The sequence below is a fragment of the Streptomyces siamensis genome (genome assembly GCF_039543605.1).
Taxonomy (GTDB): Bacteria; Actinomycetota; Actinomycetes; order Streptomycetales; family Streptomycetaceae; genus Streptomyces; species Streptomyces siamensis.
In genome coordinates, this window is the sequence record NZ_BAABKB010000002.1 from 365,995 (window position 1) to 389,993 (window position 23,999).

General features: G+C 71.6%; 25 protein-coding genes, 1 tRNA gene and 1 riboswitch. Of the genes, 16 read left to right on the top strand and 10 right to left on the bottom strand.

Annotated elements, in window-relative coordinates; translation table 11 throughout:
• The first annotated feature begins 300 nt into the window (after positions 1-300).
• From ABEB03_RS04375 to ABEB03_RS04415, 9 genes are all read left to right on the top strand, one after another.
• Positions 301-540: a chaplin gene (locus ABEB03_RS04375; protein ID WP_345641396.1), complete on the top strand. Its 240-nt coding sequence runs from the start codon at positions 301-303 to the stop codon at positions 538-540.
• A gap of 223 nt (positions 541-763) precedes the next feature.
• Positions 764-1,474, top strand: coding sequence for a hypothetical protein (locus tag ABEB03_RS04380; RefSeq protein ID WP_345641399.1), 711 nt, complete (start codon positions 764-766; stop codon positions 1,472-1,474).
• Between the two features lie 222 nt (positions 1,475-1,696).
• Positions 1,697-1,999, top strand: a complete 303-nt coding sequence (locus tag ABEB03_RS04385; RefSeq protein WP_345641402.1) for a hypothetical protein — start codon at positions 1,697-1,699, stop codon at positions 1,997-1,999.
• An 86-nt stretch (positions 2,000-2,085) separates the two neighbouring features.
• Entirely contained in the window at positions 2,086-2,325 is a 240-nt protein-coding gene (locus ABEB03_RS04390; protein ID WP_345644045.1) for a chaplin, read from the top strand.
• A 215-nt stretch (positions 2,326-2,540) separates the two neighbouring features.
• The gene (locus tag ABEB03_RS04395; protein ID WP_345641405.1) at positions 2,541-3,038 is read left to right on the top strand and encodes a DUF5949 family protein; all 498 of its coding nucleotides are present in this window, start codon (positions 2,541-2,543) and stop codon (positions 3,036-3,038) included.
• Positions 3,038-3,667, top strand: a complete 630-nt coding sequence (locus ABEB03_RS04400) for a vitamin K epoxide reductase family protein (protein WP_345641407.1) — start codon at positions 3,038-3,040, stop codon at positions 3,665-3,667. The genes ABEB03_RS04395 and ABEB03_RS04400 overlap by 1 nt, the downstream gene beginning before the upstream one ends.
• A 101-nt stretch (positions 3,668-3,768) precedes the next feature.
• Positions 3,769-4,287, top strand: coding sequence for a hypothetical protein (locus tag ABEB03_RS04405; RefSeq protein ID WP_345641410.1), 519 nt, complete (start codon positions 3,769-3,771; stop codon positions 4,285-4,287).
• Between the two features lie 112 nt (positions 4,288-4,399).
• A complete protein-coding gene (locus ABEB03_RS45285; protein ID WP_425589180.1) occupies positions 4,400-5,011 on the top strand; it encodes a tyrosinase family oxidase copper chaperone in 612 nt (203 codons plus the stop codon).
• Entirely contained in the window at positions 4,995-5,861 is an 867-nt protein-coding gene (locus ABEB03_RS04415; RefSeq protein WP_345641413.1) for a tyrosinase family protein, read from the top strand. The genes ABEB03_RS45285 and ABEB03_RS04415 overlap by 17 nt, the downstream gene beginning before the upstream one ends.
• 207 nt (positions 5,862-6,068) lie before the next feature.
• Here the strand turns inward: ABEB03_RS04415 and ABEB03_RS04420 are convergent, their stop codons facing one another.
• The gene (locus tag ABEB03_RS04420; protein WP_345641416.1) at positions 6,069-6,374 is read right to left on the bottom strand and encodes a chaplin; all 306 of its coding nucleotides are present in this window, start codon (positions 6,372-6,374) and stop codon (positions 6,069-6,071) included.
• A 217-nt stretch (positions 6,375-6,591) separates the two neighbouring features.
• On the opposite strand from ABEB03_RS04420, the gene ABEB03_RS04425 reads away from it, so the two are divergent.
• On the top strand, positions 6,592-7,230 hold the full coding sequence (locus tag ABEB03_RS04425) for a DUF2087 domain-containing protein (RefSeq protein WP_345641418.1): 639 nt from the start codon (positions 6,592-6,594) through the stop codon (positions 7,228-7,230).
• A 103-nt stretch (positions 7,231-7,333) separates the two neighbouring features.
• Here the strand turns inward: ABEB03_RS04425 and ABEB03_RS04430 are convergent, their stop codons facing one another.
• Positions 7,334-8,326, bottom strand: a complete 993-nt coding sequence (locus ABEB03_RS04430) for a D-2-hydroxyacid dehydrogenase family protein (RefSeq protein ID WP_345641421.1) — start codon at positions 8,324-8,326, stop codon at positions 7,334-7,336.
• A gap of 125 nt (positions 8,327-8,451) precedes the next feature.
• Here ABEB03_RS04430 and ABEB03_RS04435 point away from each other — a divergent pair, with 125 nt between their 5' ends.
• Together ABEB03_RS04435 and ABEB03_RS04440 are read left to right on the top strand one after the other, a co-directional pair.
• Positions 8,452-9,033, top strand: coding sequence for a hypothetical protein (locus ABEB03_RS04435; protein ID WP_345641424.1), 582 nt, complete (start codon positions 8,452-8,454; stop codon positions 9,031-9,033).
• Positions 9,034-9,063: 30 nt separating this feature from the next.
• Positions 9,064-9,816 (top strand): YcnI family copper-binding membrane protein, encoded by a 753-nt coding sequence (locus ABEB03_RS04440; RefSeq protein WP_345641428.1) that lies wholly within the window; start codon positions 9,064-9,066, stop codon positions 9,814-9,816.
• 93 nt (positions 9,817-9,909) lie between these two features.
• Here the strand turns inward: ABEB03_RS04440 and nicT are convergent, their stop codons facing one another.
• The 5 genes from nicT to ABEB03_RS04465 form a co-directional block, all read right to left on the bottom strand.
• Positions 9,910-11,013, bottom strand: a complete 1,104-nt coding sequence (gene nicT, locus ABEB03_RS04445; RefSeq protein WP_345641431.1) for a Nickel transporter NicT — start codon at positions 11,011-11,013, stop codon at positions 9,910-9,912.
• A gap of 28 nt (positions 11,014-11,041) precedes the next feature.
• A riboswitch (cobalamin riboswitch) is annotated at positions 11,042-11,245 on the bottom strand.
• A gap of 251 nt (positions 11,246-11,496) precedes the next feature.
• On the bottom strand, positions 11,497-12,861 hold the full coding sequence (locus ABEB03_RS04450) for a Cys-Gln thioester bond-forming surface protein (RefSeq protein ID WP_345641434.1): 1,365 nt from the start codon (positions 12,859-12,861) through the stop codon (positions 11,497-11,499).
• Positions 12,862-13,158: 297 nt separating this feature from the next.
• Positions 13,159-13,629 carry a single-stranded DNA-binding protein gene (locus tag ABEB03_RS04455; protein ID WP_345641437.1) on the bottom strand — a complete coding sequence of 157 codons (471 nt, stop codon included), beginning with the start codon at positions 13,627-13,629 and terminating at the stop codon, positions 13,159-13,161.
• 173 nt (positions 13,630-13,802) lie between these two features.
• A complete protein-coding gene (locus tag ABEB03_RS04460) occupies positions 13,803-16,385 on the bottom strand; it encodes a GTPase (RefSeq protein WP_345641440.1) in 2,583 nt (860 codons plus the stop codon).
• A 5-nt stretch (positions 16,386-16,390) separates the two neighbouring features.
• Positions 16,391-18,001, bottom strand: coding sequence for a dynamin family protein (locus ABEB03_RS04465; RefSeq protein WP_345641443.1), 1,611 nt, complete (start codon positions 17,999-18,001; stop codon positions 16,391-16,393).
• Between the two features lie 310 nt (positions 18,002-18,311).
• On the opposite strand from ABEB03_RS04465, the gene ABEB03_RS04470 reads away from it, so the two are divergent.
• A tRNA-Arg gene (locus tag ABEB03_RS04470) sits at positions 18,312-18,387 on the top strand.
• A gap of 708 nt (positions 18,388-19,095) precedes the next feature.
• Here the strand turns inward: ABEB03_RS04470 and ABEB03_RS04475 are convergent.
• Both ABEB03_RS04475 and ABEB03_RS04480 read right to left on the bottom strand, forming a co-directional pair.
• Positions 19,096-19,380, bottom strand: a complete 285-nt coding sequence (locus ABEB03_RS04475; RefSeq protein ID WP_028802710.1) for a DUF1876 domain-containing protein — start codon at positions 19,378-19,380, stop codon at positions 19,096-19,098.
• A gap of 143 nt (positions 19,381-19,523) precedes the next feature.
• The gene (locus tag ABEB03_RS04480) at positions 19,524-19,685 is read right to left on the bottom strand and encodes a hypothetical protein (RefSeq protein ID WP_345641446.1); all 162 of its coding nucleotides are present in this window, start codon (positions 19,683-19,685) and stop codon (positions 19,524-19,526) included.
• Positions 19,686-19,943: 258 nt separating this feature from the next.
• Here ABEB03_RS04480 and ettA point away from each other — a divergent pair, with 258 nt between their 5' ends.
• The 3 genes from ettA to ABEB03_RS04495 are packed head-to-tail and all read left to right on the top strand — an operon-like array spanning position 19,944 to position 22,774.
• A complete protein-coding gene (gene ettA / locus ABEB03_RS04485; RefSeq protein ID WP_345641449.1) occupies positions 19,944-21,608 on the top strand; it encodes an energy-dependent translational throttle protein EttA in 1,665 nt (554 codons plus the stop codon).
• 6 nt (positions 21,609-21,614) lie between these two features.
• Complete coding sequence (locus ABEB03_RS04490) at positions 21,615-22,073, top strand: acyl-CoA thioesterase (RefSeq protein ID WP_345641452.1); 459 nt, start codon at positions 21,615-21,617, stop codon at positions 22,071-22,073.
• A complete protein-coding gene (locus tag ABEB03_RS04495; protein ID WP_345641456.1) occupies positions 22,070-22,774 on the top strand; it encodes a hypothetical protein in 705 nt (234 codons plus the stop codon). Before ABEB03_RS04490 ends, ABEB03_RS04495 begins: the two co-directional genes overlap by 4 nt.
• Before the next feature lie 144 nt (positions 22,775-22,918).
• Here the strand turns inward: ABEB03_RS04495 and ABEB03_RS04500 are convergent, their stop codons facing one another.
• The gene (locus ABEB03_RS04500; protein ID WP_345641459.1) at positions 22,919-23,890 is read right to left on the bottom strand and encodes an ABC transporter ATP-binding protein; all 972 of its coding nucleotides are present in this window, start codon (positions 23,888-23,890) and stop codon (positions 22,919-22,921) included.
• Between the last annotated feature and the right edge of the window lie 109 nt (positions 23,891-23,999).

A 23,999-nucleotide genomic window follows, 5' to 3' on the forward strand; every position in this document is an offset into this window, starting at 1 on the left:
GGTTCTGGATCAGCGGACGGTCGGAATCTGTACATCACATGAATACGAGTCGACTCCCCGTCCTTCGGAGGCCTGTTGACGTCTGGCCGACGTCCGGTTCCAAGCGGCGCCAGGAGGAGCCCGACTCTAGCCCTCTATCCGCATTTGTCGTCGAAACCCTTGAAGTGTGTCGGAATGGTGAAGCTGCGTGTTTTGCGGCATCACCCTTCCGGGGCACAACCCGCGCGTGGCTCATGCGTTGACTTTCTGTGCCGGGCGCCCCGCCCGGATGTCGTGTCGATCTCCAAGGAGCACTTCTCCATGTCGCGTATCGCGAAGGGCCTGGCCCTGACCTCCGTTGCCGCCGCCGCTGTGGCCGGTACCGCCGGTATCGCCGCCGCCGACAGCGGCGCGCACGGCGCGGCCGTCCGGTCCCCCGGCGTCCTGTCGGGCAACGTCGTCGAGGTCCCCGTGCACGTCCCGGTCAACGCCTGCGGCAACACGGTCGACGTCATCGGTCTGCTGAACCCGTCGTTCGGTGACCGCTGCGCCAACGACTGACGTCCGCGCGGACCCTTCCGGCCGTCCTCCGAAGCGGAGGGCGGCCGGTTCGCGTTGCCCCGAATGGGGGGAATGTGCCGCAATCCCCCGCATGGCTCCTGACCAGGGGCGATGACGGTGTTATGGACGCGAGGTTGCTACGCAGAGCAGTCGTTCGGTTGCACACGGCGACAACCGCTTTCACGGTGATTCCAGGTTCGACCAAACATCGAAGGGAACATCCATGCGTGCTCTGCCCGCACGACGCATCGCCTCCACCGCTCTCAGCGCCACGCTTCTGCTCGGGATCGCCGCTCCGGCCGCCATCGCAGCCGACGGCGACTCGTCGCGTGGCAACAGCCACGCGGCGGCGGCACCCGTCCCCGGCGCGGACGCGCTTCTCGCGCAGGTCCAGTCCCTGGCCGACATAGGTGGCGTGCTGAGCCCGGTGACCGACCTGCTGAACACGGTCCTCAAGGCGGACAACGGCCAGCTCACCCCGGACCAGGCGACGAAGCTCGGCCAGGCCGTGAAGGACGCCATCGCCAAGGTCACCGCGGCCGTCCCGGCGACCCCGCCGGTCGCGCTGCCCGACACCACGACGCCGACCACCACCACGCTGCCGTCGGTGACGAAGAGCACCGAGGCCAAGGACGGCAAGGTGCCGGCCACCAAGGCGCCGACGGACCTCAAGGGCGACGCCCTGACCGCGCTCCAGGCGGCGGTCGACGCGCTGCTCAAGGCGGCCACCTCCGGCGACCCCGCCCAGGTCGTGCCGGCGGTCACCGCCGTGGTCACCGGCCTCGTCAACTTCGTCGTCGCCACGGTCCTCGGCGGCGGGCTCCCCGCGGCCAACCTGCCGGGTCTGCCCTCGCTGTCCGGCGTGACGAGCACGCTGCCCACGTCCGACGTCACCAGCACGCTGCCGACGGGCGGTCTCCTGCCCACCCGCTGAGCCCGGGGAGCGGTGTCTGAGGCGAAGCAGTCGCCACCCTGCCGTCATGCCGACCGTCTCCGGTCGGCATGACGGCTGTTTTGTATGAGAATGCGACACGCCGTTCGTTCGGGTGGGGTGCAGGAATTTTCTGCACGCGGGGTTTCCGGCGGGGGCGGGGCTCGTTAGCCGGGCGAAGAGGAATTCCCTCTGGTGACCTGAGTTGCCGATGAAAGGAACCCGATGAAGTCCCTGAAGGCCGCCGCTGTCGTTGCCGGGTCCGTGGTCGTCGCTGGTGCCGCCGCGCCCGCCTTTGCCGCCGATGCCTCCGACCTCACGCCCAGCAGCCTCAACGGCGCCGTGGAGACCCTGACCAGCCAGCGCACGCTGAACGCCGAGGACCTGATGCCCCTCCAGCACCAGTCGAACGCGCTCGACACCGAGAGCAAGGGTTCGCTGCTCAACTCCGTGGACGGCGTCACGGAGGCGGTCAACTCCTCCGGCACCCCGGCGAAGCTCCTCGGCGGACTTCCCCTCCAGAGCTGATCGGTTCATTTCATCGCGTGTCTTTCCGGGGGCCCTGCGGCGATTTCCCTAGGATTTGGGGCAAATCTCCCAGGAAAGGGTTGATGATGAACACTGCCAAGAAGGTCGCTCTCATTCTTGCCGCCGCCGGAATGGCCATGGGTGTCGCTGCCGGCAGCGCCGTCGCCGACACCGGTGCCGAGGGACTCTCGGCCAACTCCCCCGGCGTCGTCTCCGGCAACGTGATCCAGGTTCCCGTGCACGTCCCGGTGAACGCCTGTGGCGACTCCGTCAGCGTCATCGGTCTGCTGAACCCGGCGTCCGCCAACGGCTGCGCCACCGACTGACGTCGTAAGCGATACGGAAAGGGCCGACTCCGCAGAATCGCGGAGTCGGCCCTTTCGTGCCACAAGAATCGGCCCTTTCGTGCCACAAGAAGTGGGACCGGCTCTTCCGCGCTGTTCGAGAAGCGTCCCTCATTCGTGTGGTCGACCCTCCGGTCGTCCCCCGGGCGGGTGATGAACCGGTCGGACCCGTTCGGGTGCGTCGATAAGGTTCCGCGGTGACTTCAACCCCAAGTGAAACGCGCCCTTTCCGGGCCGCCGACCTCGGCACGCTCGCCGTCATGGCCTTCAGCGGTGAAGCCCCCGACGGAGACATGCCCTATCTCCTCGCCTACTCCCTGGGCGACGGCGCGGGCGGCCCCGAGGCCTCCGCGACTGCCATCGAGCGGCTGCTCACCAGCAACGGCCTGCCCGTCGGCGAGACGCTCCTGGACGCCTCGCGCAAGCCGAGCCTGCCGCTCACCCTCCTCGTCGAGGCCGGTCAGGCCGTCGTCACGATGCCGCACCTCAACGCCCAGTGCGTCGCACCGCCGGAGTGGCTCGCCGCCGTGGCCGAACGCGGTTACGCCTACTTCCTGTTCGCCACCCGCGCCTGGCCCGAGGCACAGCCCGGCAAGCCCGTCGCGCCGGAGAGCCTGAGCGCCTTCGCGGGCGACGAGGAGACCCTGCTCAGCGCCGCGCACGTGCTCCTGCCCGCGCGCACCCTGCGCGGCTGATGGCGTCCACCGCGGGGCGGGGGACACACGGCGAGCACGGCGCGTCCGTACGGACCGCGGGCAGCAGTCGCGCGTTCGCCCTGATGCTGGTGATCACCGGAGCCGCCGGGCTGCTCGCCGCCTGGGTCATCACGATCGACAAGTTCAAACTGCTGGAGAACCCGAACTTCGTGCCCGGGTGCAGCCTGAACCCGGTCGTCTCCTGCGGCAACATCATGAAGAGCGACCAGGCCTCCGCCTTCGGGTTCCCCAACCCGATACTGGGACTGGTGACGTACGGCATCGTCGTCTGCGTCGGCATGAGCCTGCTGGCGCGCGCCGCTTTCCCGCGCTGGTACTGGCTCACCTTCGACGCCGGCACGCTCTTCGGCGTCGGATTCTGCACCTGGCTGCAGTTCCAGTCTCTCTACCGCATCAGCGCGCTCTGCCTGTGGTGCTGCCTCGCCTGGGTCGCCACGATCATCATGTTCTGGTACGTGACGTCATTCAACGTACGAAATGAATTCCTGCCCGCGCCCGCCTGGATCCGTCAATTCCTCGGGGAGTTCACCTGGGTCCTGCCGCTGCTGCACATCGGCATCATCGGCATGCTGATCCTGACTCGTTGGTGGGATTTCTGGACGAGCTGACTATTGCGTCCGTCGGGGGAATCTTGCACTGGTGGCGTTCTCGGCATCGTTACGCGGTACGGACGCTGAGCCAGCCGAACCCTGAAAGGGCCGTACCTGAGATGAAGCCGACCACACGAGGAACTCTCGCCGCCGTCATGACCGGCGTCGTGGCAGCGGTGGGCGCCGCCGCCGCTGCCCCCGCCGTCGCGGCGGGCACGGTCCCGGTCCCCGTACCTCTGGAAGGCGTCGAGAACGCCCTCAACCTGCCTGCCCCCAAGATCTCCGGGCAGGTGCCGCTGCCGACGCCCGGCAGTCCCGAGGGCCCGCGGTACGTCGAGGGACGGCTGATCCCCGAAGGCGCCCTGCCGCAGTTGCCGCTCAGCGGCGGACTGCCCGGGGCGGACCTGCATGCGCCCCTCCCGCACGTCCTCGGCGACGGCTTCGAGCACATCGGCGTCGACGCGCCCGCGACCGGCCTGCGGACGCTGACCCCCGGACTGTCCCTGGACGCCCCGCTCGGTCCCCCGAACCCCCACCACCTCGGGCTCCCGGACACCAAGCTCCCCCAGGCCGCCGTGCTCACGCCGCTGCTCAGGACGACTCCCGCCGCGAACGTGGAGGCGGGGTCGGGCTCCTGAGGGGCTTCGACGAAACCCCTGGGGCCTGGCCGCAGCAGGGGGCGAGGCCCGGGTGTCCGGCTCCGGCCCGCCGCCGCCACTGATCCGGACCGAATCCGCCTAGGAGAGAACCATGTTCGTCAGTAGAGCATCGGCCGGGGTGTCCGGCGGGGCGCCGGGCAGCACGTCGAGGCGGGTGCCGAGGCGTGTGTCCGACGGAATGTCGGCGACCCGGCGCGGCGCCCTGCGCGGCCTGCTCGTGTCGGCCGTGGCCGTCGCGCTGGCCCCGGTCGTCGCGGCCTCGCGGCCCCCGCGGGCCCTGCGCCCCGTGGACCAGTCGTTCGACGAGATGTACCACGGCCGGCACATCCTCGGGACGAGGAGCGGCTCCGACGGCCGGGCCGCGTACGGGGCCGGCGGCGCGTGGGTGGTCACCGTCGACGGCCGTCCGCTGCATCTGATGCGTCGCGCGGACGGCAGTTACATGAGCATGGTCGACCACTACCAGTCGTATCCGACACCGCTCGACGCGGCCCGCGCGGCCGTCGACGGGCTCGGCCCCTCGGAGCACCTGCGCGACATGGACATGGGCAGGCCGGCGGCCGGCGGAGGCGGCCTGGGGAACGGGGCGCTCGGACGCGGAGGCCTCGGGCGGACGGACACCGGGGGCAGCGGGACCGACCGGGGCGGGGCTCTCGGGAGCGGCACGGAGGGGGGCAGCCACCACCATGGTGTACACGCGTAAGGACGTCAGCACGCTCACCCGCACTGAGCGGCGCCGCTTCGTCGACGCGCTGCTGGCGGTCAAACGCAGGGGCGAGTACGACGAGTTCGTCCGCATGCACATCGAGTACTACGTCCCCGACGGTGAGGGCGAACTGCGTGCGGCCCACATGGCGCCGTCCTTCCTGCCGTGGCACCGGCGGTTCCTGCTGGAACTGGAGCGTGCCCTGCGCCGGGTGGACCCGGCGGTGAGCGTGCCCTACTGGGACTGGACGCGGGACCGCACGGCCACGTCGGTGCCCTGGACCGAGGACCTGCTCGGCGGCACCGGACGGGGCTCGGACCGGCAGGTCATGACCGGGCCCTTCGCCCACGCGCACGGCAAGTGGACGATCAGGGAAGCGGTGACCGACGGCGAGTTCCTCACCCGCGAGCTCGGACGCCCGCGCAGTCCGATCCAGCTGCCCACGCGGAACGAGCTGAACTCCGCACTGGACGAACGCGTCTACGACACGTCCCCGTGGAACTCCACGTCCACCCGCGGGTTCCGCAACAAGATCGAAGGGTGGGGCTCCGGTTCCGGCAGCTCGGCCTGGCGCAACCACAACCGCGTCCATCGCTGGGTCGGCGGACACATGCTCGGCGGCGCCTCCGTGAACGATCCGGTCTTCTGGCTGCACCACGCCTTCGTGGACCTTCAGTGGTCACGCTGGCAGAAGCGGCACGGCGGCGCTCGGTACCTGCCCGACCGGCCGCCGGCCCGGGGCGAGTCGCAGCACGGCCGGATCGTCGCCCGGCACGAGAAGATGCCGCCGTGGGGCGTGACTCCGGACTCGCTGGAGGACCACAGCGCCATCTACCGGTACGCGTAGGTACGGGGGTGCGGGCCCGGCACGCGGACCGCCGGCACGGTGATGTGGCCGCCACGCGTGGTGTGCGGCCGGTCGGCGGGCGCGGTCGCATCGGCAGTGCGCGGTCGGCGCGAGCGTTCGGATCGGCGGTGGTGCCGCCGGACACATGGGAGACAGCGGAAGGCCCCCGGCGGTGAACGCCAGGGGCCTCGCTCGTGCGCGTCGGGCTCAGTTGCCGTAGCCGCCGTCGTCGCCGTAGCCGCCGCCCTCGTGGTCGTCGCCGCCCTCGTGGTTGTCGACGTTCCCGCAGTGGTTGCCGAACGCCGGGTTCAGCAGGCCGATGACGTCGACGGTGTCCCCGCACAGGTTGACCGGCACGTTGATCGGGGCCTGGACCGCGTTGCCCGACACGGCGCCGGGCGAGCGGACGGCCTCGCCGGCGGCACCTGCGTCTGCCATGGCGAGACCGGCCCCGCTGAGCATCACGGCACCCGTCCCCATGGCGACGACGGTGGCCTTCGCGATGCGAGACATCACGTTCTCCTTTGAGTCGATGAGCGCGGCTGCACGGACGCGACCGCACTGCCCCTTCAACGCGCCCGTCCACACCTGGTCACGGCGTCGGTCGGGGGATCACCCTTTCCGAGCTGGGCTTTCGATGCGTCCACTGCCGTACGGCCGAAGGAACGGGAGGAAGAACGGGAGGAAATTCGTTACGGCGCCCGGCCCGCCCAGGACTAGCCTGCCGGGCATGCCGACCGACGAACCGACCGACCTTCCCACCGACCGGCCCACCGACCCGCCGAGCGGTCGGAGCGACCTGCCCGATCTGCCGGACCCCGCCGAACTCGTCGGCCTGATCGGCCTGTTCGCGGAGGAGAAGCGGGTGCGCGCCTTCGCCGCGGTGGCCCTCGGGGCGGACGACCCGACGCAGGTCAGGGAACGGGCGGGACTCTCCCCGAAGGACACCGCCGTCGCCCTGCGACGGCTCCGGGACCAGGGCGTGATCGCCGAGGCCGACGGACGCCTGGGCGTCGCCCACCAGCGCTTCCGGGATCTCGCACGTGCCGCCCGCCCGCGCGCGGCGGCCACCGAGGACTACGGCTCGCGGGACGAGCGGTCCGAGACGGTGCTGCGGACCTTCGTGCGCGACGGCCGCCTGGTCCGGCTGCCGTCGCAGTGGGAGCGCAAGCTGGTCGTGCTGCGGCACATCGCGGAGCGGACCTTCGAGCTCGGTGTCGAGTACCCGGAGCGGACCGTCAACGAGAAGCTCCGCGCCTGGTGCGAGGACGCCCCCGTCGACCATGTGACCCTGCGGCGCTACCTCGTGGACCTGCATCACCTGCAACGCCAGTACGGCTTCTACTGGCGGCCCGCGGCGACGGCCTGAGGGCTCGTGGCGACGACCTGAGGGCTCGTGATGACGGCCTGAGAGCTCGCGGCGACGGCCCGAGTGCCTGCGGCGCCGGCTCGGGCGCCCGCGGGCCGGGTGCTCAGCCCAGCCGGCGCACGGGCTCGCCGGCCAGGAACGCCTGGATGTCCTCGACGGCCGCGCCGTAGTACGTCTCGTAGTTGGCCCGCGACACATAGCCGAGGTGCGGGGTCGCCAGCAGGCGCGGGGCCGAGCGCATCGGGTGGTCGGCGGGGAGCGGTTCGATGTCGAACACGTCGACGCCCGCGCCCGCGATCCGGCCCTCGTGCAGGGCGGCGAGCAGCGCGTCCTGGTCGACGATCGCCGCGCGCGAGGTGTTGACGAGGTACGCGGTCGGTTTGAGGAGCGCCAGCTCGGACGCGCCGACCAGGCCCCGGGTGCGTTCGCCGAGCGCGAGGTGGACCGAGACGAAGTCGCTGCTCGCGAGCAACTCCTCCTTGGAGGCCGCCCGTTCCACACCGACCTCGGCGGCGCGCTCCGCGGTGAGGTTCTGGCTCCAGGCGCTGACCCGCATGCCGAAGGCGAGTCCGACCCGGGCCACCCGGCCGCCGATCTTCCCGAGCCCGAGCAGGCCGAGCCGGCGGCCGTGCAGATCGGCGCCCACGGTGCTCTGCCAAGGGCCGCCCGTCCGCAGCGCGTCGTTCTCGGTGACGATGCCGCGGGCCAGGCCGAGCAGCAGCGCCCAGGTCAGCTCCACCGGGGGCGTCGAGGAGCTGGGGGTGCCGCACACGGTCACGCCGTACGTCTCGGCGGCGGCGTAGTCGATCACCGAGTTGCGCATTCCGGAGGCGATCAGCAGCCTGAGCCGGGGCAGCCGGGCGAGCAGCGACGCCGGGAAGGGCACCCGCTCGCGCAGGGTGACGACGATGTCGAAGTCCGCCAGCGCCGCCGCCAGCGCGTCCTCCGCCGCGGCCTCGCCGCCCACGGCGGAGCCGGCGGCCCGGGGCCGCTCGCGGAAGCTGACGACCTCCACGTCGTCGGCGAGCGGCGACCAGTCGGCCACCTCGGTCGCGACTCCCTGGAAGTCGTCGAGCACGGCGCAGCGAAGTCGCATGTCAGGTCCCTCCCAGGATCAACCGGACCCTATCCGAGCCGTGTCGGGGCCGGAGCGTCCGGATGCGGGGCGGCTCCCGGGAAGCCACGACGGCCCCTCCCGCCGCATGGCAGTATCTGGGCTCCATGAGTGCGTCCCCGGCAGTACGGAGCCTGCGCGCGGCGGTGTTCGCCGTGCTGTGCGTGCTGCTTGCCGCCGGGGGACACGGACTGGCCACGGGACAGGCACCGCCGCTCCGGGCGGACGCTGCCGGGATCCTCGCCGTCTTCGTCGCCGCCTGTCTGCTGGGCGGCCGGGAACGGTCGCTGCTCGGGATCGGCGGCGGGATGCTGGCCGCGCAGGCCGGGCTCCACTTCGGGTTCGAGGCCGCCCGGCCACGCATGGCGATGCCCATGCACGGGGCGCACATGACGCACACGCACGCCATGACACCGCACGCCACGGCCGCACATCTGGCCGCGGCCCTGCTGGTGACCTGGTGGCTGCGGCGCGGTGAGGCCGCGCTGTGGACCCTGCTGCGGTGGGCCGTGACGCTCGTCCCGGGTCTCGTGGCGTGGTGGCGGGTACGGACGGGAACGTCCTTCGCACCGGCGCGCCGGGGTGCCGTGCACCGCGTGTCGGTGCCGGCGCGTCCGCTGCGGCAGGTGCTGCTGCGGTACGCCGTCTTTCGTCGGGGACCGCCGGCCGGGCTCGCGTACACGACCTGACCGCGTTCCACACCAGTACGGAGTCCCCTGATGTCCCCGATGAGCACCACCCTGCGCCGCGCCGGCGTCGTCGCCGCCCTGAGCACCGCCGGAGTCCTGGCCGCGGCGGGTGCCGCCTTCGCGCATGTGACGGTCCACCCCGAGAGCTACCCCAAGGGCGCCACGGACGGTGTCCTGACCTTCCGCGTCCCCAATGAGGAGGACACCGCCAGCACCACGAAGGTGCAGGTGTTCCTGCCCACCGACCATCCCGTCCTGGGTGTTCTGGTCACTCCGCAGGCGGGCTGGACCGCCAAGGTGACGACCACCCGGCTGAAGAAGCCGATCAAGACGGACGACGGCACGATCACCGACGCCGTCTCGGAGATCACCTGGACCGGCGGCCGGATCCGGCACGGCGAGTTCCAGGACTTCGACGTCGCCTTCGGTCAACTGCCCGACGACACCGACCAGCTGACCTTCAAGACCCTGCAGACCTACTCGGACGGCAAGGTGGTCCGCTGGATCGAGGAGACGCCGAAGGGCGGCGAGGAGCCGGAGAGCCCGGCGCCGCTGCTCTCGCTCACCGCCGGGAGCGAGGGCGGAGCGGGCTCCGGTGAGGGGTCGTCCTCGGCCTCCTCGTCGGCGCCGGCGTCGGAGTCGACCGCCAAGGCCTCGACGGCGAGCGACAAGAGCAGTGACTCGACCGCCCGCGGCCTGGGTGTCGCCGGGCTGGTCGTGGGTGTCCTCGGGCTGCTCGCCGCAGGGTTCGCCCTCGCCCGCGGCCGGAACGCACGCTCCTAGCCGCCGCGCGGCGCCCGCGACCGGAACGCGGGCGCCCGTCCACAGCGCGGCAGCCGCCCCGCCGGTTCCGGTCGGTGGGGCGGCGGCTCGGTGTCAGTTCCCGTCGGCGGGGCGGACCGCCCAGCGCTGCTCGACCTTGGCGAGCCGCCAGTACGCCACCGCCGCCGCCCAGACGACGACGAACAGGCCGACGATGATGTACCCGACGTTGTCCAGGTCGAGGCCCGCTATCCAGCCGGTCACCGCGTCGCTCAGTTCGAGCTTGTCGTGCAGGACGCCCACCAGCTCGATGGTGCCGATGAAGAAGGCCACCGCGATGGACAGGCCGGTGATGGTGAGGTTGTAGAAGACCTTCCGGACCGGGTTGGAGAAGGCCCACTGGTAGGCGAAGTTCATGAACGTGCCGTCCAGGGTGTCGAACAGGCTCATCCCCGCGGCGAACAGCAGCGGCAGGCACAGGATCGCGTACCAGGGCAGCCCGGCCGCGGCGCCGCTGCCCGCCATCACCATCAGCGTGACCTCGGTGGCGGTGTCGAAGCCCAGGCCGAACAGGAAGCCCAGCGGATACATCTGTCCCGGCCGGGTGATGGACTTCGTGAAACGGCCGAGGACGCGGTTCATGAACCCGCGTGAATCCAGGTGCTGTTCGAGTTCGGCCTCGTCGTACTCGCCCGCGCGCATCGCCCGGAACACCCGCAGGATGCCGACGAGCGCCACCAGGTTCAGGGCCGCGATCAGGTAGAGGAACGACCCGGAGACCGTGGTGCCCATGACACCGAGCACCTGATGCGTGCTGGAGCCCTCGTTCATGATGCGCCCGGCCAGCTGGGTGCCTCCGGCGATGAGCGCGGCCAGCAGGACCACGACGCTGGAGTGCCCGAGCGCGAACCAGAAGCCCACCGACACCGGTCGCTTGCCGTCGGCCATCAGCTTCCGGGTGGTGTTGTCGATCGCGGCGATGTGGTCGGCGTCGAAGGCGTGCCGCATGCCCAGCGTGTAGGCCGTGACGCCGAGTCCGATGCCGAAGGCCCTGGAACCGACCTCGTAGTGCTCGGGCACCACGAGCAGGAACAGGATGCCGAAGGCGACGACGTGCAGGCCCGCGATCGCGGCGAGGAGCACGGCGGTCCGTACCGTGTCCTCGCGCCGCCAGCGGAACGTGGCGGCGGAAGGGGACGACTGCGTGGGCAGGGTCATGCGGTCACGCTCCAGCACCTCGTGGATCACTTCGTGAGATGCCGTGGCCGGTCTCCTGGCTGACGGGTTCGCGCGTCCGCCCCTGCCTTCCCGGCCGCACGGCCAGTGGCGCCGCCCGAGGAGGGCGGCACGGGACGGAAACTCCCCGATCACAGTGGCGAGGGCCGCTCCGGCCTGGGCCCCTGAGGGGCCGTCACCGGTCTTCCCGAACACCACGGCCCGACAACCGTAGGGGCGGCCCGGGCCCGCTGCAAAGCCGAGCGCCCGTGCGGGTATCGAAGATCACAAACGGCTGCCCGCGGCGCGGGACCGCCTGACCCGGGGTGCGGGACACGTCCGGCCGGCCGGTGGAGCGGCCCCTCGGCAGGGCCCGTGCCCCCGGGCGCCTGGGGCGGGCCGGGGCCACGGGCTCACGAAGCCGTCCTGAGTACGGTCACCCGCTGCCGAGCTGCCGAGCTGCCGGGTGGCTCAGTCCTGTGCGGCTCAGTCCTGCGTGGGTGACTTCTTGCGGCGGACCAGGACCACCGCGGCGCCGCCGATGACGACGAGGGCGATGGCGATCCCCGCGATGACAGGCGTCGCGTTCGAACTGCCGGTCTCGGCGAGATCGCTGTCGCCGGCGGACGTGCCGCCCACCGAGGCAGGGCTCGGCTCACTGACCGTCTGGGTCGTGATGTCGTTCGCGCTGCCCTGGGTCTTGCAGTCGAGGACGCCCTTGAACCGCTTCTGGAAGCCGTTCGGACCGGTGATCGTGAAGTCGTACGCCTGGTCCTCCTGGAGCGGAATGGTCACCGTCCCGGACGCGCCCGCCCCGATGGTGTGCTCGCTCCCCATCAGCTCGAAGGTGAACGGCTCGTCGCCCTCATTGGCCGCCGTGATGTCCACGCCACCCTCGGCGCAGTTCTTCTTGGCGGACAGAGCCGGTATGGCGCCCTTCTCGGCCCAGTTGGCGGTCGCCGTCGCGGAGACCGTCGACTCGCTGGAGCCCGCGAGGATCTGGGTCTGGCTGCGGGTCTCGGAGGTGAAGGCACGGCCGACCGGCACGGTCGTGGAGGCCTGCACCGTCAGCGCGGCCGAACCGTCCGCGCTGTCCTTCGGGACGTCGAAGTAGACGTGGCCGCCGTCGACGGCGGACGTCACCGGCTTGCCGTCCTTGTCCACGATCTTCACGCCTGCGGCGTCCGCCGGGGGCGCCACCGCCACGCTGTCCGCGTTGGTGTGCACCGTGACCGGGCCGAGCCGCTCGCCGGCATGGCCGGAGACCGCGGGCGGGGTGAGGCTCAGCGAGGCCTTGGGCTCGGGGAGGTTCCGCGCGCTCTTCTGCAGGTAGTCCGCGAGCTTCTGCGCGCCGGGGTCGGCCGCGTCCACGTCGGCGCCGTCCGAGTACCGCCAGATGGCCACCTGCGTGCCGGCGGCCGCGTCCTTCTCCGTGAGGCTCGCGACGCCGGCCTTCGCGGCGAGGGCCGCGAGGTCGTTCACCTGCGGGTAGGAGTTCTGCAGGATCCAGCGGATCTTGCCCGCGTCCTTGTTGGCGCCCAGCGACGTGCCGCTCCAGGGCGTCTCCTGGTACTTGGCGTCCCGCTGGGTCGGGTTGTGGAGGTCGACGCAGTAGGTCTGCAGCATGCCGCCGTCGTCGACGGACATCTCGAACAGACCCGCGGAGACCCACGAGTCCTCGCCGTGGTCGTGGATGACGGCGGAGCCGTAGGTCTTCAGGTCGCCGATGGTGGCGGTCGCGCCACCGAGGCTCTGCGGGGTCTCGTCGGCGGCGGCCGTGCCGGCGGTGGCGAGCGCCCCCGCGGCGACGAGACCCGACACCAACGTCGCGGCGGTGAGACGGGCTGTCACCCGCCTGCGCGCGAACGACGCAGAGAACGAACGAAACACAGAATTCCCCTTCGCGCAGGACCCGTTGATGTGGGGGAAGGTCCCGCCAGCAGAATCAGAAGCCCCGTGAGCTATGCCCGGCATCCTAAAGACGCGGCGCACCACGCTCCCCGGTCATTCCATCCGATAACCGATCCGACTCGGAATCGTTATCGCTCACCTGCTTGTGAGCTGCGCTTATCGACAAATCAATGATGGCGGATCGGTTTGAATTCGCCGATAAGTCGCAGTTCGGTCAGATCGCGCGGTCCTCTGACATCACGTCACTCCGACAGGCTCGGACCGCTGTTGGGAGGCCGCGTCCGGAGAGGCGGGTGGAGGTGTCTCCCAACTCGGTTCAGGGCGGGGCGGCGAGACCGGTCCCGTGTCCCCCTTCGGCGGTCGGCGGAAGGCCGATGTGCCGCGTGACAGGTCGTGTCCGACCGCCGTCGCGTCGATGTCCGCGGACGTCCAGCTCTGGCCGTCCCGCGTCTCCGTACGGACCTTCAACCGCCCCTGGACGAGGACCGGATCGCCCACGGAAACGGACGCCCCCACGTTCGTCGCGAGGGACCTCTTCGCCCACACCGTGAAGAAATTGGTGTGCCCGTCGACCCACTCGTTCTTCTCGCGGTCCCAGTAACGCGAGGTGACCGCCAGCCGGAACCGGGCCGACGCCCCGGTCGGCGCCTCCCGGTAGACCGGTTGCGTCGCGACGTTCCCCACCACGCACACCGTCGTCTCGTTCATGCCCGAACCCCTCTCCCGTGCGAATGCGTCCGACGCGGCGACCGCTGCGCTGCTGCGGTCGCCGCGAGTTCAGACTGCCTCCGCCGGGCCGGGCCCGCCGGGCCCTGTGGGTCACCGGCCGATTGTGGACAACCGTCTCACTCGAAGGAGTGGCAGCCGTCCGGCACGACGCGTCACCCGACGGAGGCCGGCGCCGCCCCCGTCACCCGCCCGTACTCCTCGCGGACCTCCCGGTACCGCAGCAACTCCGCGGCCAGGGGATCGAGCACACGGGCCCTGCCGCATCCGGTGGCCGCCTCGCGCAGCCGCCGTTCCGCCTCCTGCCCATAGCGCCGGGCCGGCCCGCGGGCCGCCATTCTGCTGCCCCACTCGACGAGCGGGCCTCCGACGATGCCCGCCACCATCAGCAGCACCGGCACCCCGAGGTTCGGGGACATCACCCCGACGATCTGCGCCACCAGCCACAGACCGCCGACGATCTGAAGGATCGTCATCGACGCCTGCGCGAGCACGGCGACCGGCCACCAGCCGGGCCGCGGTGGACGCCTCGCCGGTGTCGTGGCGCGCACCGCCATCTCGTCCAGGGCCTCGGGCAGCCCCTGCGCCCCTCGCACGGCGGCCTCGCGCACCGCCAGGGACCAGGGGGCGGGCAGTCCGTACGCCGCCCGGTCCGCGACCACCCGTACGGCCTGCTCCACGCGCTGGCGTGCCGTGGCCTCCTCGTCCGCGGGGTCCCGCACCGGCAGACGCGCCGTCTGGGGATCGCGCCGCTCCTGCGTCCACCGCCACAGCCGCAGCCAGGGCGTGCCGCAGGCCCGGTTGGCGTTGCGGCGCCAGGCGCGCTCGGCCGCCTCCCCGGCCGCGACGGCGCCCACCGCGTCCGCGAGCCGGTCCGAGAACTCGTCGCGGGCCTCCTCGCTGAGCCCGACGCGCCGACCGGTCACGTACGCCGGGCGCAACTGCGCGGCGGTCGCGTCCACATCGGCCGAGATCCGGCGCCCGGGCGCCTTGCGCCTGGTCACGAACTGGCCGAGGACCTCACGCAGTTCCCCGACTCCGTCCCCGGTGAGCGCGGACAGCGCGAGCACGGTCGCGCCCGGTTCACCGTGCTCGCCGAGCGCGATGCCGTCCTCGTCGAGCAGCCGCCGCAGGTCGTCCAGGACCTGGTGGGCGGCCTCCCCGGGCAGCCGGTCCACCTGGTTGAGCACGACGAACATGACCTCGGCGTGTCCGGCCATGGGCCGCAGGTAGCGCTCGTGGATGACGGCGTCCGCGTACTTCTCGGGATCCACCACCCAGATGACCGCGTCGACGAGCTTCAGGACGCGGTCGACCTGCTCACGGTGCTGGACGGCGGCGGAGTCGTGGTCGGGCAGGTCGACCAGGACGAGACCGCGCAGCTGCGCCTCGGCCTCCGGGCTCTGCAAGGGCCGTCTGCGGAGCCGGCCCGGGATGCCGAGCCGGTCGATGAGCGTGGCCGCGCCGTCGCTCCAGCTGCACGCGATGGGCGCCGCGGTGGTCGGCCGGCGGACGCCGGTCTCCGAAATGGCCACGCCCGCGAGCGCGTTGAACAGCTGGGACTTGCCGCTGCCCGTCGCCCCTGCGATGGCCACGACGGTGTGCTGCCCGGAGAGCTTGCGCCGCGCCGCGGCTTCGTCGAGGACCCGGCCGGCCTCCGCGAGGGTGTCGCTGTCGAGCCGCGCCCGCGAGACGCCCACGAGTTCACGCAGTGCGTCCAGACGCGCGCGCAGCGGGGCGTCGTACGCGAGTGGTGCCGGCGGGGCCTGCACGGCGGGTCTGGTGTCCGGCGCGGGCGGTTCCCCGCCGGTGGCCGGCTCCGTCACGCGCCGTGCGATGAGCCCGTCGTCCCAGACCGCGTCGCCGTCCGCGCGCGCGGACCCGTCGTCGCCGTTCACGCGCGCGTGCCCGTCGCCTTCACCGGCGGCGGCGCGCTGGGGGAGCCCGGCCGCGGCGGGCTTCCTGGCTCCGGCGCCCCTGCGGAACCGGCCCTCGGCGGCAGCCGCCTCCTTGCGGACCGCCGGCCGCTCCTTGGCGAGCCCGGTGTTCTTCCGGCGCGTGTCCTCGGAGGGGGTGTCATCCTTGGCGGCGCCCGCGGGGCGCTCGTCGCCCGCGCGGTTCCGGCCCGGTCGGCCGCCGCCCTCGGACGGGGCGTCCCCGGACCGGACGCCTCCGGACGAGGTGGCCCCGGTACGGGCGTCGGCCCGCCTGTCCTGGGAGCGGCCCTCCTGAGTCCCGCTTCCTTCGGACCGGGCCTCTCGCGGATTCCGACCTTCGGAACGGGCCGGTGAGGGCTCGGTACCCCCGGAGCGGGCCTCGTCGGACCGGGCCCCTGCGGGGCGGGCCTCGTCCGACCGGCCCCCTGCGGGGTGGGCGTCCGCTGATCGGGCCTCTGCGGACCGGGCGTCCGCCGGGCGGGCGCCCTTGTCCCGGCCCTGCGGCGTGCCGCCGCCTCCGGACCGTTCGTCCCGTGGGCGGCCTTCCCGCGGGCCGCCCTCCGCGGGGCGGCCCTCTCCCTCGGGTCCCCGGGTGCCGCGTCTCTCACCGTCGTGCGCGTCCCCGTCGTGCCCACCGGCGGGACGGTCGCCCCCGAGGCGTCCGTCCCCGGGGCGTCCGTCGCCGGGGCGCTCCTGACCGTGCGCGGCCTCCCCGCGGGGACTCTCTCCGCGCGGATCGTCCCCCTGCGGGTCGTCTCCGGGACGGTCGGCGTGATCCGTGTGGTCAGTGACGGCAGTCACCGCGGTCACCTCTCCTTCTGCAGTACGGACAGCGCGGCGATGAGTTCGGCCTGGGGTTCCGCGTGGACGTCGAGTGCGTCGAGCGGCGCGAGACGGCGTTCCCGCTCGTTGTTCAGGGTCCTGTCGAGGTAGTCCGTCAGCAGTCGGCCGCCCCGGTCGCGCAGCCGCAACGCGCTGTGGGCGCCGATCCGCTCCGCGAGCCCCTCGCCCGCGTTCCGCGCCCGGCGGCCGCCCAGGAGCGCGGTGGCGACCAGCGCGGCCACCATCTCGGTGTCGGGCGCGACGCTCTTCTCGAGACCGCGCACCTCCTCCTCCGCGTACTCCTCCATGACGCGCCGCCAGCGCCGTACGGCCATCCCGATGCGGTGCTCGGCGCTCTCCAGGGTCGGATCGCGGTCCATCAGGCCCGGGGCCTCCGCGGCCGGTTCGCGCCGCCACACCTCGTCCACGCGCTCGTCGGCCGCCGTGACCGAGCACAGCAGCAGCGCGCTCAGGCTCTCGACGAGGGAGTCGAGCAGCTCGCCCGCGGTGCAGTCCAGGGGAAAGGCGCGCCACCGCTTGAGCGCACCCCCGGAGAGCACGGCACCGGCCTGCAAACGGCCCTTCACGCGCGCGTGTTCGAGGTCGTAGGCACTCTCGACGGCCGAGGTGAGACGCAGCGCCGCGGCGTACTGCGCGGCTGCCGCACCGGCCAGTTCGGGCATCCGCCTCATCAGAGAGTCGAGCACTCCCTGCGCCGTCCGGGCCATCGCCTCGTGGCGGGCGCCCGGCTCCTGCGCGCGGTGCACGAGCCACGTACGCAGCGGCGCGACGGCACTGGCGGGCAGCAGACCGCCGCCCCACGCGGACTCCGGCAGCTCGGGCACGGTGAAGCGGGGCACCTCGCCGAGCCCGGCCTTGGTGAGCAGGGCGCCGTACTGGCGCGAGACCTCCGTCACCACCTGGTGGGGCACCCGGTCGAGCACGGTGACCAGGGTCGCCTTGTTCTCCTTGGCCGTGCGCAGCATGTGCCACGGCACGGCGTCGGCGTACCGGGCGGCCGTAGTGACCATGACCCAGATGTCGGCCGCGCAGATCAGCTCGGCCGCGAGCACACGATTGTCGGCGACCAGGGAGTCGATGTCGGGGGCGTCGAGCAGGGCGAGGTTGCGGGGGAGGGTGTCGGCGGTCTCGATGCGCAGCACCGGCTCCATGGAGTGCCCGGAGAGCCCGGGAAGATCGTCGCCCGGCTCCTGATGGGGTTTCCACACGCGCGTGAGCTGGGGCAGCACGCGCATCCCGCTGAACCAGTGATGGTCTTCGGGATGGCATACGAGCACCGGGGTACGGGTCGTCGGCCGCAGCACCCCCGCCTCGCTGACACGCCGTCCGACAAGGGAGTTGACGAGAGTCGACTTGCCCGCGCCGGTCGATCCACCGATCACGGCGAGCAGCGGTGCTTCGGGCTGTCTCAGCCGGGGCACCAAATAGTCGTCGAGCTGTGCGAGCAGTTCGTCGCGGTTGGCACGCGCGCGTGGAGCCCCCGCCAGGGGCAGCGGGAAGCGTGCGGCGGCGACACGGTCGCGCAGGGCGGAGAGTGCGTCGAGCAGCTGAGGCCGTACGTCCAAGGTCACCACATGCGAAGAATGCCCAATTTTGGCGGCATTCTGAAGCATATGGGTGTGTCTGCGCGCCGACAGGACACACGGGGCGGAAGGGATGACTGGGGCGCAGGCATAACGAGTGCACAACACCCGATGCGTGAGGCGCCAAAAGCGGTGCACGATTCGTACCCGCCTGCGATTATCGGGACCGCTTCACTGAACCTCCACATCGAGCCACGGAGGCGAAGCACGAGGGACAAGGAGGCGAGAGCCCTATCCTTGTGCCCGGCAAGGTCAAGGATCAGCCCACACCCGGGCACCGCGACACAGGCCACCACACCCGGCCCCCGTAGCTCAGTGGATAGAGCAGGCGCCTTCTAAGCGCTTGGCCGCAGGTTCGAGTCCTGCCGGGGGCGCCATGCTGCTCAGACCTGCGGATTCGCGGTTCGATCAAGCACTCGGGGCTGTGATCCATCCGCGTCATCGAGCTCGGGCCGAGCGCCTGTGGCCACCTTCGCCCTCCTCTCCGGCCGTACGCCCATGAGCGTGCTCAGCGCGCTGCGACGGACGACCTGACGGCGCGGACCCCGGGCCGGCCCGCGCGAGTACGGACGCTGGAAGCGGCTCTCCGGCGCGATCTCGGATTTCCGGAATGTCATCGCCCGGATGGCCGTCATCGTGGACGACGCACCGGTCCACGCCGCCTGCCGAAAGGCGCCGCGTGCCTGGTGCGCTGACGGCTCCTCAGTGGCGGCAGCGGCCCCTTCCGTCCGGCGCGTGCCCGCCCGCCGTGAGCGGGCGCGAGTGCCTGCGTACGAGGGCGTCCGTGCGTGCGACGGCGTCCGTGCGTGCCACGGTGTCCCTGCGTGCGGAGCAGTCCCTGGGAACGAAGGCGTCCCGCACCGTGAATCCGGTGCGGGACGCCCCGCCGATGTCGGCGGCCCGGTCGAAGAAGTCGGGCCGGAGAGGCCCGGTCGTCCCGGCTGCCCGGGTCGACCCTGATGGGGGAGGCCCGGTTCCGTCCGACCGGGCGCGCTGCCCGGACCCGCCCCGGTCGGGAAGGTCCGTCTCCGGCCGACCGGGCACGGCTGCCCGGACCGAAGGGGCCCGGGGCCGGTCCGCTCGGGTCAGGCCCTCAGCGGGTGCGAGGTCCTGCCCGACGCCTCGTCGATCTCGTCGTGTGCCTTGGTCAGCAGCCTCATCGCCAGCTCGTTCAGAGCACGAGCCCCCGCGACCTCCTCGCCGACCCTCGGCTGATTCGAGTCGGAGGGGTGGCGGCTGGCGTATCCGTGGGCGCGTACCTCACTGCCGTCGGGCAGTCTCAGGAGCGCGGCGGCACGTGTGCGGTGGTCGTCCTCCTCGAACTCCATCTCCACATGCCATCCGACCGCGGTCCGTGTCTTTGTCTCCATCATTGTGATCACCTCCGGGGCAGGCCCCAGCCCCTACTACCAGAATGTGCCCCTTCGCACCGCTCCGCACGAGGTGGCGGTCGACCAGGACGCGCAGTCACGCGGCGGTCACCCACAGGGCCCGGCGGGGAGCCGGCCGGCGATCACCCGCGCCGCTTGGCGATCTGCCACCAGCTCGCGAGCGCCACGACGACGATGAGGCAGAGCAGCCCCACCACCCAGCCCGATCCGCCGAAGTAGTAGAAGTGGAAACCTCTACCGCGTCGCCGTATCGCGAGTTCGAACACGGTGTCCACAGAAGTCATGGACAGGGACTGTAGGCCAGGCCGCGGCGCACCGTGCCGACCGTCGTCCGGGTGATCACGCCCGGGCCGTCCCTGGGCCGTGCGCGCCCGCTCGGCAGCGACCGACGGCGACGGCCGGCGACAGATCAGCTACGGACGGAGGCGGTGAATGGCCAGGTCACGGCCCCGCGACCGAACGGGTTTCCTTCGAGGGGTAGCCGTCAGGCAAGATGGGGTGTATCTGCCCACTGCCGATTTCAAGCGTCCGGACGGTTTCTCTTGGCTGAGTTCATTTACACCATGCGCAAGACGCGCAAGGCGCACGGCGACAAGGTGATCCTCGACGACGTCACCTTGAACTTCCTGCCGGGTGCGAAGATCGGTGTGGTCGGTCCGAACGGAGCCGGTAAGTCCACCGTTCTCAAGATCATGGCGGGCCTCGAGCAGCCCTCCAACGGTGACGCGTTCCTGTCGCCGGGCTACAGCGTCGGCATGCTGCTCCAGGAGCCTCCGCTCGACGAGTCCAAGACGGTCCTGGAGAACGTGCAGGACGGCGCCGCCGAGATCATGGGCAAGCTCAAGCGCTTCAACGAGGTCGCCGAGCTCATGGCGACCGACTACTCGGACGCGCTCATGGAGGAGATGGGCAAGCTCCAGGACGACCTGGACCACGCCAACGCGTGGGATCTGGACGCCCAGCTGGAGCAGGCCATGGACGCCCTGGGCTGCCCGCCCGGCGACTGGCCGGTCACCAACCTCTCCGGTGGCGAGAAGCGCCGCGTCGCGCTGTGCAAGCTGCTCATCGAGGCGCCCGACCTGCTGCTGCTGGACGAGCCCACCAACCACCTGGACGCCGAGTCCGTGCAGTGGCTGGAGCAGCACCTCGCGAAGTACGCGGGCACCGTCGTCGCCGTCACCCACGACCGGTACTTCCTCGACAACGTCGCCCAGTGGATCCTCGAGCTCGACCGCGGCCGCGCCATCCCCTACGAGGGCAACTACTCCACGTACCTCGACAACAAGGCCTCCCGCCTGAAGATCGAGGGCCAGAAGGACGCCAAGCGCGCCAAGCGGCTCAAGGAAGAGCTGGAGTGGGTGCGGTCCAACGCCAAGGGGCGTCAGGCCAAGTCCAAGGCGCGTCTCGCGCGCTACGAGGAGATGGCGGCCGAGGCCGACAAGATGCGGAAGCTGGACTTCGAGGAGATCCAGATCCCGCCGGGCCCGCGCCTGGGCTCCATCGTCGTCGAGGTCAACAACCTCTCCAAGGCCTTCGGCGAGAAGGTCCTGATCGACGACCTCTCCTTCACGCTGCCGCGCAACGGGATCGTCGGTGTCATCGGCCCGAACGGCGCCGGCAAGACCACGCTCTTCAAGATGATCCAGGGCCTGGAGACGCCGGACTCCGGCTCGATCAAGGTCGGCGACACGGTCAAGATCTCGTACGTCGACCAGAGCCGCGAGAACATCGACCCGAAGAAGACGCTGTGGGCCGTCGTCTCCGACGAGCTGGACTACATCAACGTGGGCCAGGTCGAGATGCCGTCGCGCGCGTACGTCTCCGCCTTCGGCTTCAAGGGCCCCGACCAGCAGAAGCCGGCCGGCGTCCTCTCCGGTGGTGAGCGCAACCGCCTCAACCTGGCGCTGACGCTCAAGCAGGGCGGCAACCTACTGCTCCTCGACGAGCCGACCAACGACCTCGACGTCGAGACGCTGTCCTCCCTGGAGAACGCGCTGCTCGAGTTCCCGGGCGCGGCCGTGGTCGTCTCCCACGACCGCTGGTTCCTCGACCGGGTCGCCACGCACATCCTGGCGTACGAGGGCGACTCCAAGTGGTTCTGGTTCGAGGGCAACTTCGAGTCGTACGAGAAGAACAAGATCGAGCGGCTCGGCCCGGACGCGGCGCGTCCGCACCGTGCCACCTACAAGAAGCTGACCCGGGGCTGATCGATCTTGCGGCACATCTACCGCTGCCCGCTGCGCTGGGCGGACATGGACGCGTACGGCCACGTCAACAACGCGGTCTTCCTCCGCTACCTGGAGGAAGCACGTATCGACTTCCTGACCCGCCCGGACAAGCAGTTCAAGCAGGGGTCCGTGGTGGCGCGCCACGAGATCGACTACAAGCGGCAGCTCGTCCACCGGCGCGAGCCGGTGGACATCGAGCTGTGGATCACGGAGATAAGGGCGGCGGCGTTCACGATCACGTACGAGGTCAAGGACGCGGAGCAGCTCTACGTCCGCGCCGCGACCGTGGTCGTGCCGTTCGACTTCGAGGCCCAGCGCCCCCGTCGCATCACCGCCGAGGAACGTGAGTTCCTGGAGGAGTACCGGGACGACGAGGGCGGCAAGGGCGCCGAGGCCGCCGAGGCCGGAAAGCTCGACGAGGACGGCGAGGCCGTCGCGGCATGACCGTCCTGCACCTCGTCGACGCGGGGGAGGCGGCGGACCTCGCCGCCTTCCTCTCCCGGCTGGTCCACTACGACCGCGCGGCGGCCGTGCGCCTTCAGGCGCACGGCACCACGCTCGCGGTCTTCGGCCGGCCACCGTCGTTCGAGGTCCTCGCCGTCCGTACGGCGCGCCTCGCCAAGCCGTACGAGAACGGGCTCGACCTCACCCTGGACGTGACCGTCTCGGCCGGTGAACTCCTGGAGTCCGTCGACGAGTCGGCGGCCACCGCCGCGGTGCCGGCCGCCGTCACCGGGCCGCCGTGGGCCGGGGTGCTCCCGCCGCGCGGCGGCTGGAGGCCCGAGCCGGGACTGCCCGCCGCGGACGCCGTGCGCGCCATGGTCGCCGGTGCGGTGGCCGAATTCCGTTCCCGTACACAGGAGTTGGCGCCCGATCGGCGTACGCGCGCCGAACTCGACCGGATCGGGCGGGAGATCTGGTCCCGGCCGATCGGCGACACCGGCCTTCCGGTACGGGCCGCGCACGCGGCGCAGTCACTGGGATTCCTGCGACCCGCGCGGCCCGGGACGGGGTCCGGGGCCGCGGCCGGGGAGAGCCCGCTCGGGCTGTACTCGTCGGGCGCGTGGCTGCGGCTGCGCACGCCGTACGGGTCGATCGTGGTCCGTCGGACGGGACTCGGCGCGCTGGACGTCAGCGTCCGCTGACCGCGCGCCCGACCGCCTTCGCGGGCCTCGTCCGCCGACCGTGCAGGGCACCGCCTGCGTGGGCTTTGTCCGCCGACCGTGCAGGGCACTGCCTTCGCGGGCTCGTCCGCCTGCCGGGCGCAAGGCACCGCCTTCGCGGGCTTCTCAGCCGGGCGCGCTGTCGTCCGGCCAGACGCCGATGTGGTCCGGCTCCAGTTCCAGCGCCACGCGGTCCCGCATGCCCAGCGCCTCGGTGTACTCGGCGGGGAGCTGGAGGCGGCCCGCCCGGTCGAGCATCGCGTACTCACGGGCCACCACCGCCTCCTGACCGGTCGTGGCGTCGACCTCGGTGCGGCGCAGCACCTCCGTGGACGTGCGGCCGTCGCGGATCGCGACCGTGCGGCGGACCTCGCCGGCGACCGCCTGGTCGTGGGTGACGATCACGATGGTGGTACCGAGGTGTTCGTTCGCCGTGCGGAACGCGGCGAAGATCTGCTCGGCGGTGTGGGAGTCCAGTTCGCCGGTGGGCTCGTCCGCGAGCAGCACGGCGGGGGCGTTCGCCAGCGCCACGGCGATGGCGACGCGCTGCTGCTGACCGCCCGACATCTGGTGCGGGCGACGGTTCCGGCAGTCGGCGATCCCCAGCAGCTCCAGCAGTTCCAGGGCGCGTTCGGACTGGGCACGGCGGGTGCGGCGGCCTCCTCGGGCGGCGCCGGACAGCTGCATCGGCAGGGCGACGTTCTGGGCCGCCGTCAGATAGGGGAGGAGGTTGCGGGACGTCTGCTGCCAGACGAACCCGACGACCTCCCTGCGATAGCGCAGCCGGTCCTTCGACCCCATGGTCAGCAGGTCGCGTCCCGCGACGCGCGCGGCACCCGCGGTGGGGGTGTCCAGGCCGGCCAGGATGTTCATCAGGGTCGACTTGCCGCTGCCCGAAGCGCCCACCAGGGCCATCAACTCGCCCTCGCGGACCAGCAGGTCGAGCCCCTGGAGCGCCTGGACCTCCACACCGTCGGTGGAGAAGATCCGGACCAGTCGGTCACAGGTGATCAGGGCGTCGTGGCCGTAGGCGGGACGGTCCCGGCGCGCGGTGGCACGGTCGGCGAGATCGGCGAAGGTGGGATCGGTGGTGGTCATCGCCTGCCTCCGGCGGGGGTCACGGGGACGCTGGTCGAGTACGGGTCCGGACGCACGGCCGGACGAGCCGAAGGGCCGTGCCGGGCCTGGCGGCTTCCTGAACCGGGGG

What these genes read in the sequence shown, in the direction of transcription:
- ABEB03_RS04375 (WP_345641396.1), top strand. Translation starts at nt 301, where the DNA reads ATGTCGCGTATCGCGAAGGGCCTGGCCCTGACCTCCGTTGCCGCCGCC.
- ABEB03_RS04455 (WP_345641437.1), bottom strand. Translation starts at nt 13,629, where the DNA reads ATGAACGAGACGACGGTGTGCGTGGTGGGGAACGTCGCGACGCAACCG.
- ABEB03_RS04430 (WP_345641421.1), bottom strand. Translation starts at nt 8,326, where the DNA reads ATGCGACTTCGCTGCGCCGTGCTCGACGACTTCCAGGGAGTCGCGACC.
- ABEB03_RS04435 (WP_345641424.1), top strand. Translation starts at nt 8,452, where the DNA reads ATGAGTGCGTCCCCGGCAGTACGGAGCCTGCGCGCGGCGGTGTTCGCC.
- ABEB03_RS04385 (WP_345641402.1), top strand. Translation starts at nt 1,697, where the DNA reads ATGAAGTCCCTGAAGGCCGCCGCTGTCGTTGCCGGGTCCGTGGTCGTC.
- ABEB03_RS04495 (WP_345641456.1), top strand. Translation starts at nt 22,070, where the DNA reads ATGACCGTCCTGCACCTCGTCGACGCGGGGGAGGCGGCGGACCTCGCC.
- ABEB03_RS04380 (WP_345641399.1), top strand. Translation starts at nt 764, where the DNA reads ATGCGTGCTCTGCCCGCACGACGCATCGCCTCCACCGCTCTCAGCGCC.
- ABEB03_RS04390 (WP_345644045.1), top strand. Translation starts at nt 2,086, where the DNA reads ATGAACACTGCCAAGAAGGTCGCTCTCATTCTTGCCGCCGCCGGAATG.
- ABEB03_RS45285 (WP_425589180.1), top strand. Translation starts at nt 4,400, where the DNA reads ATGTTCGTCAGTAGAGCATCGGCCGGGGTGTCCGGCGGGGCGCCGGGC.
- ABEB03_RS04425 (WP_345641418.1), top strand. Translation starts at nt 6,592, where the DNA reads ATGCCGACCGACGAACCGACCGACCTTCCCACCGACCGGCCCACCGAC.
- ABEB03_RS04500 (WP_345641459.1), bottom strand. Translation starts at nt 23,890, where the DNA reads ATGACCACCACCGATCCCACCTTCGCCGATCTCGCCGACCGTGCCACC.
- ABEB03_RS04405 (WP_345641410.1), top strand. Translation starts at nt 3,769, where the DNA reads ATGAAGCCGACCACACGAGGAACTCTCGCCGCCGTCATGACCGGCGTC.
- ABEB03_RS04440 (WP_345641428.1), top strand. Translation starts at nt 9,064, where the DNA reads ATGTCCCCGATGAGCACCACCCTGCGCCGCGCCGGCGTCGTCGCCGCC.
- nicT (WP_345641431.1), bottom strand. Translation starts at nt 11,013, where the DNA reads ATGACCCTGCCCACGCAGTCGTCCCCTTCCGCCGCCACGTTCCGCTGG.
- ABEB03_RS04415 (WP_345641413.1), top strand. Translation starts at nt 4,995, where the DNA reads ATGGTGTACACGCGTAAGGACGTCAGCACGCTCACCCGCACTGAGCGG.
- ABEB03_RS04400 (WP_345641407.1), top strand. Translation starts at nt 3,038, where the DNA reads ATGGCGTCCACCGCGGGGCGGGGGACACACGGCGAGCACGGCGCGTCC.
- ABEB03_RS04475 (WP_028802710.1), bottom strand. Translation starts at nt 19,380, where the DNA reads ATGGAGACAAAGACACGGACCGCGGTCGGATGGCATGTGGAGATGGAG.
- ABEB03_RS04480 (WP_345641446.1), bottom strand. Translation starts at nt 19,685, where the DNA reads ATGACTTCTGTGGACACCGTGTTCGAACTCGCGATACGGCGACGCGGT.
- ABEB03_RS04420 (WP_345641416.1), bottom strand. Translation starts at nt 6,374, where the DNA reads ATGTCTCGCATCGCGAAGGCCACCGTCGTCGCCATGGGGACGGGTGCC.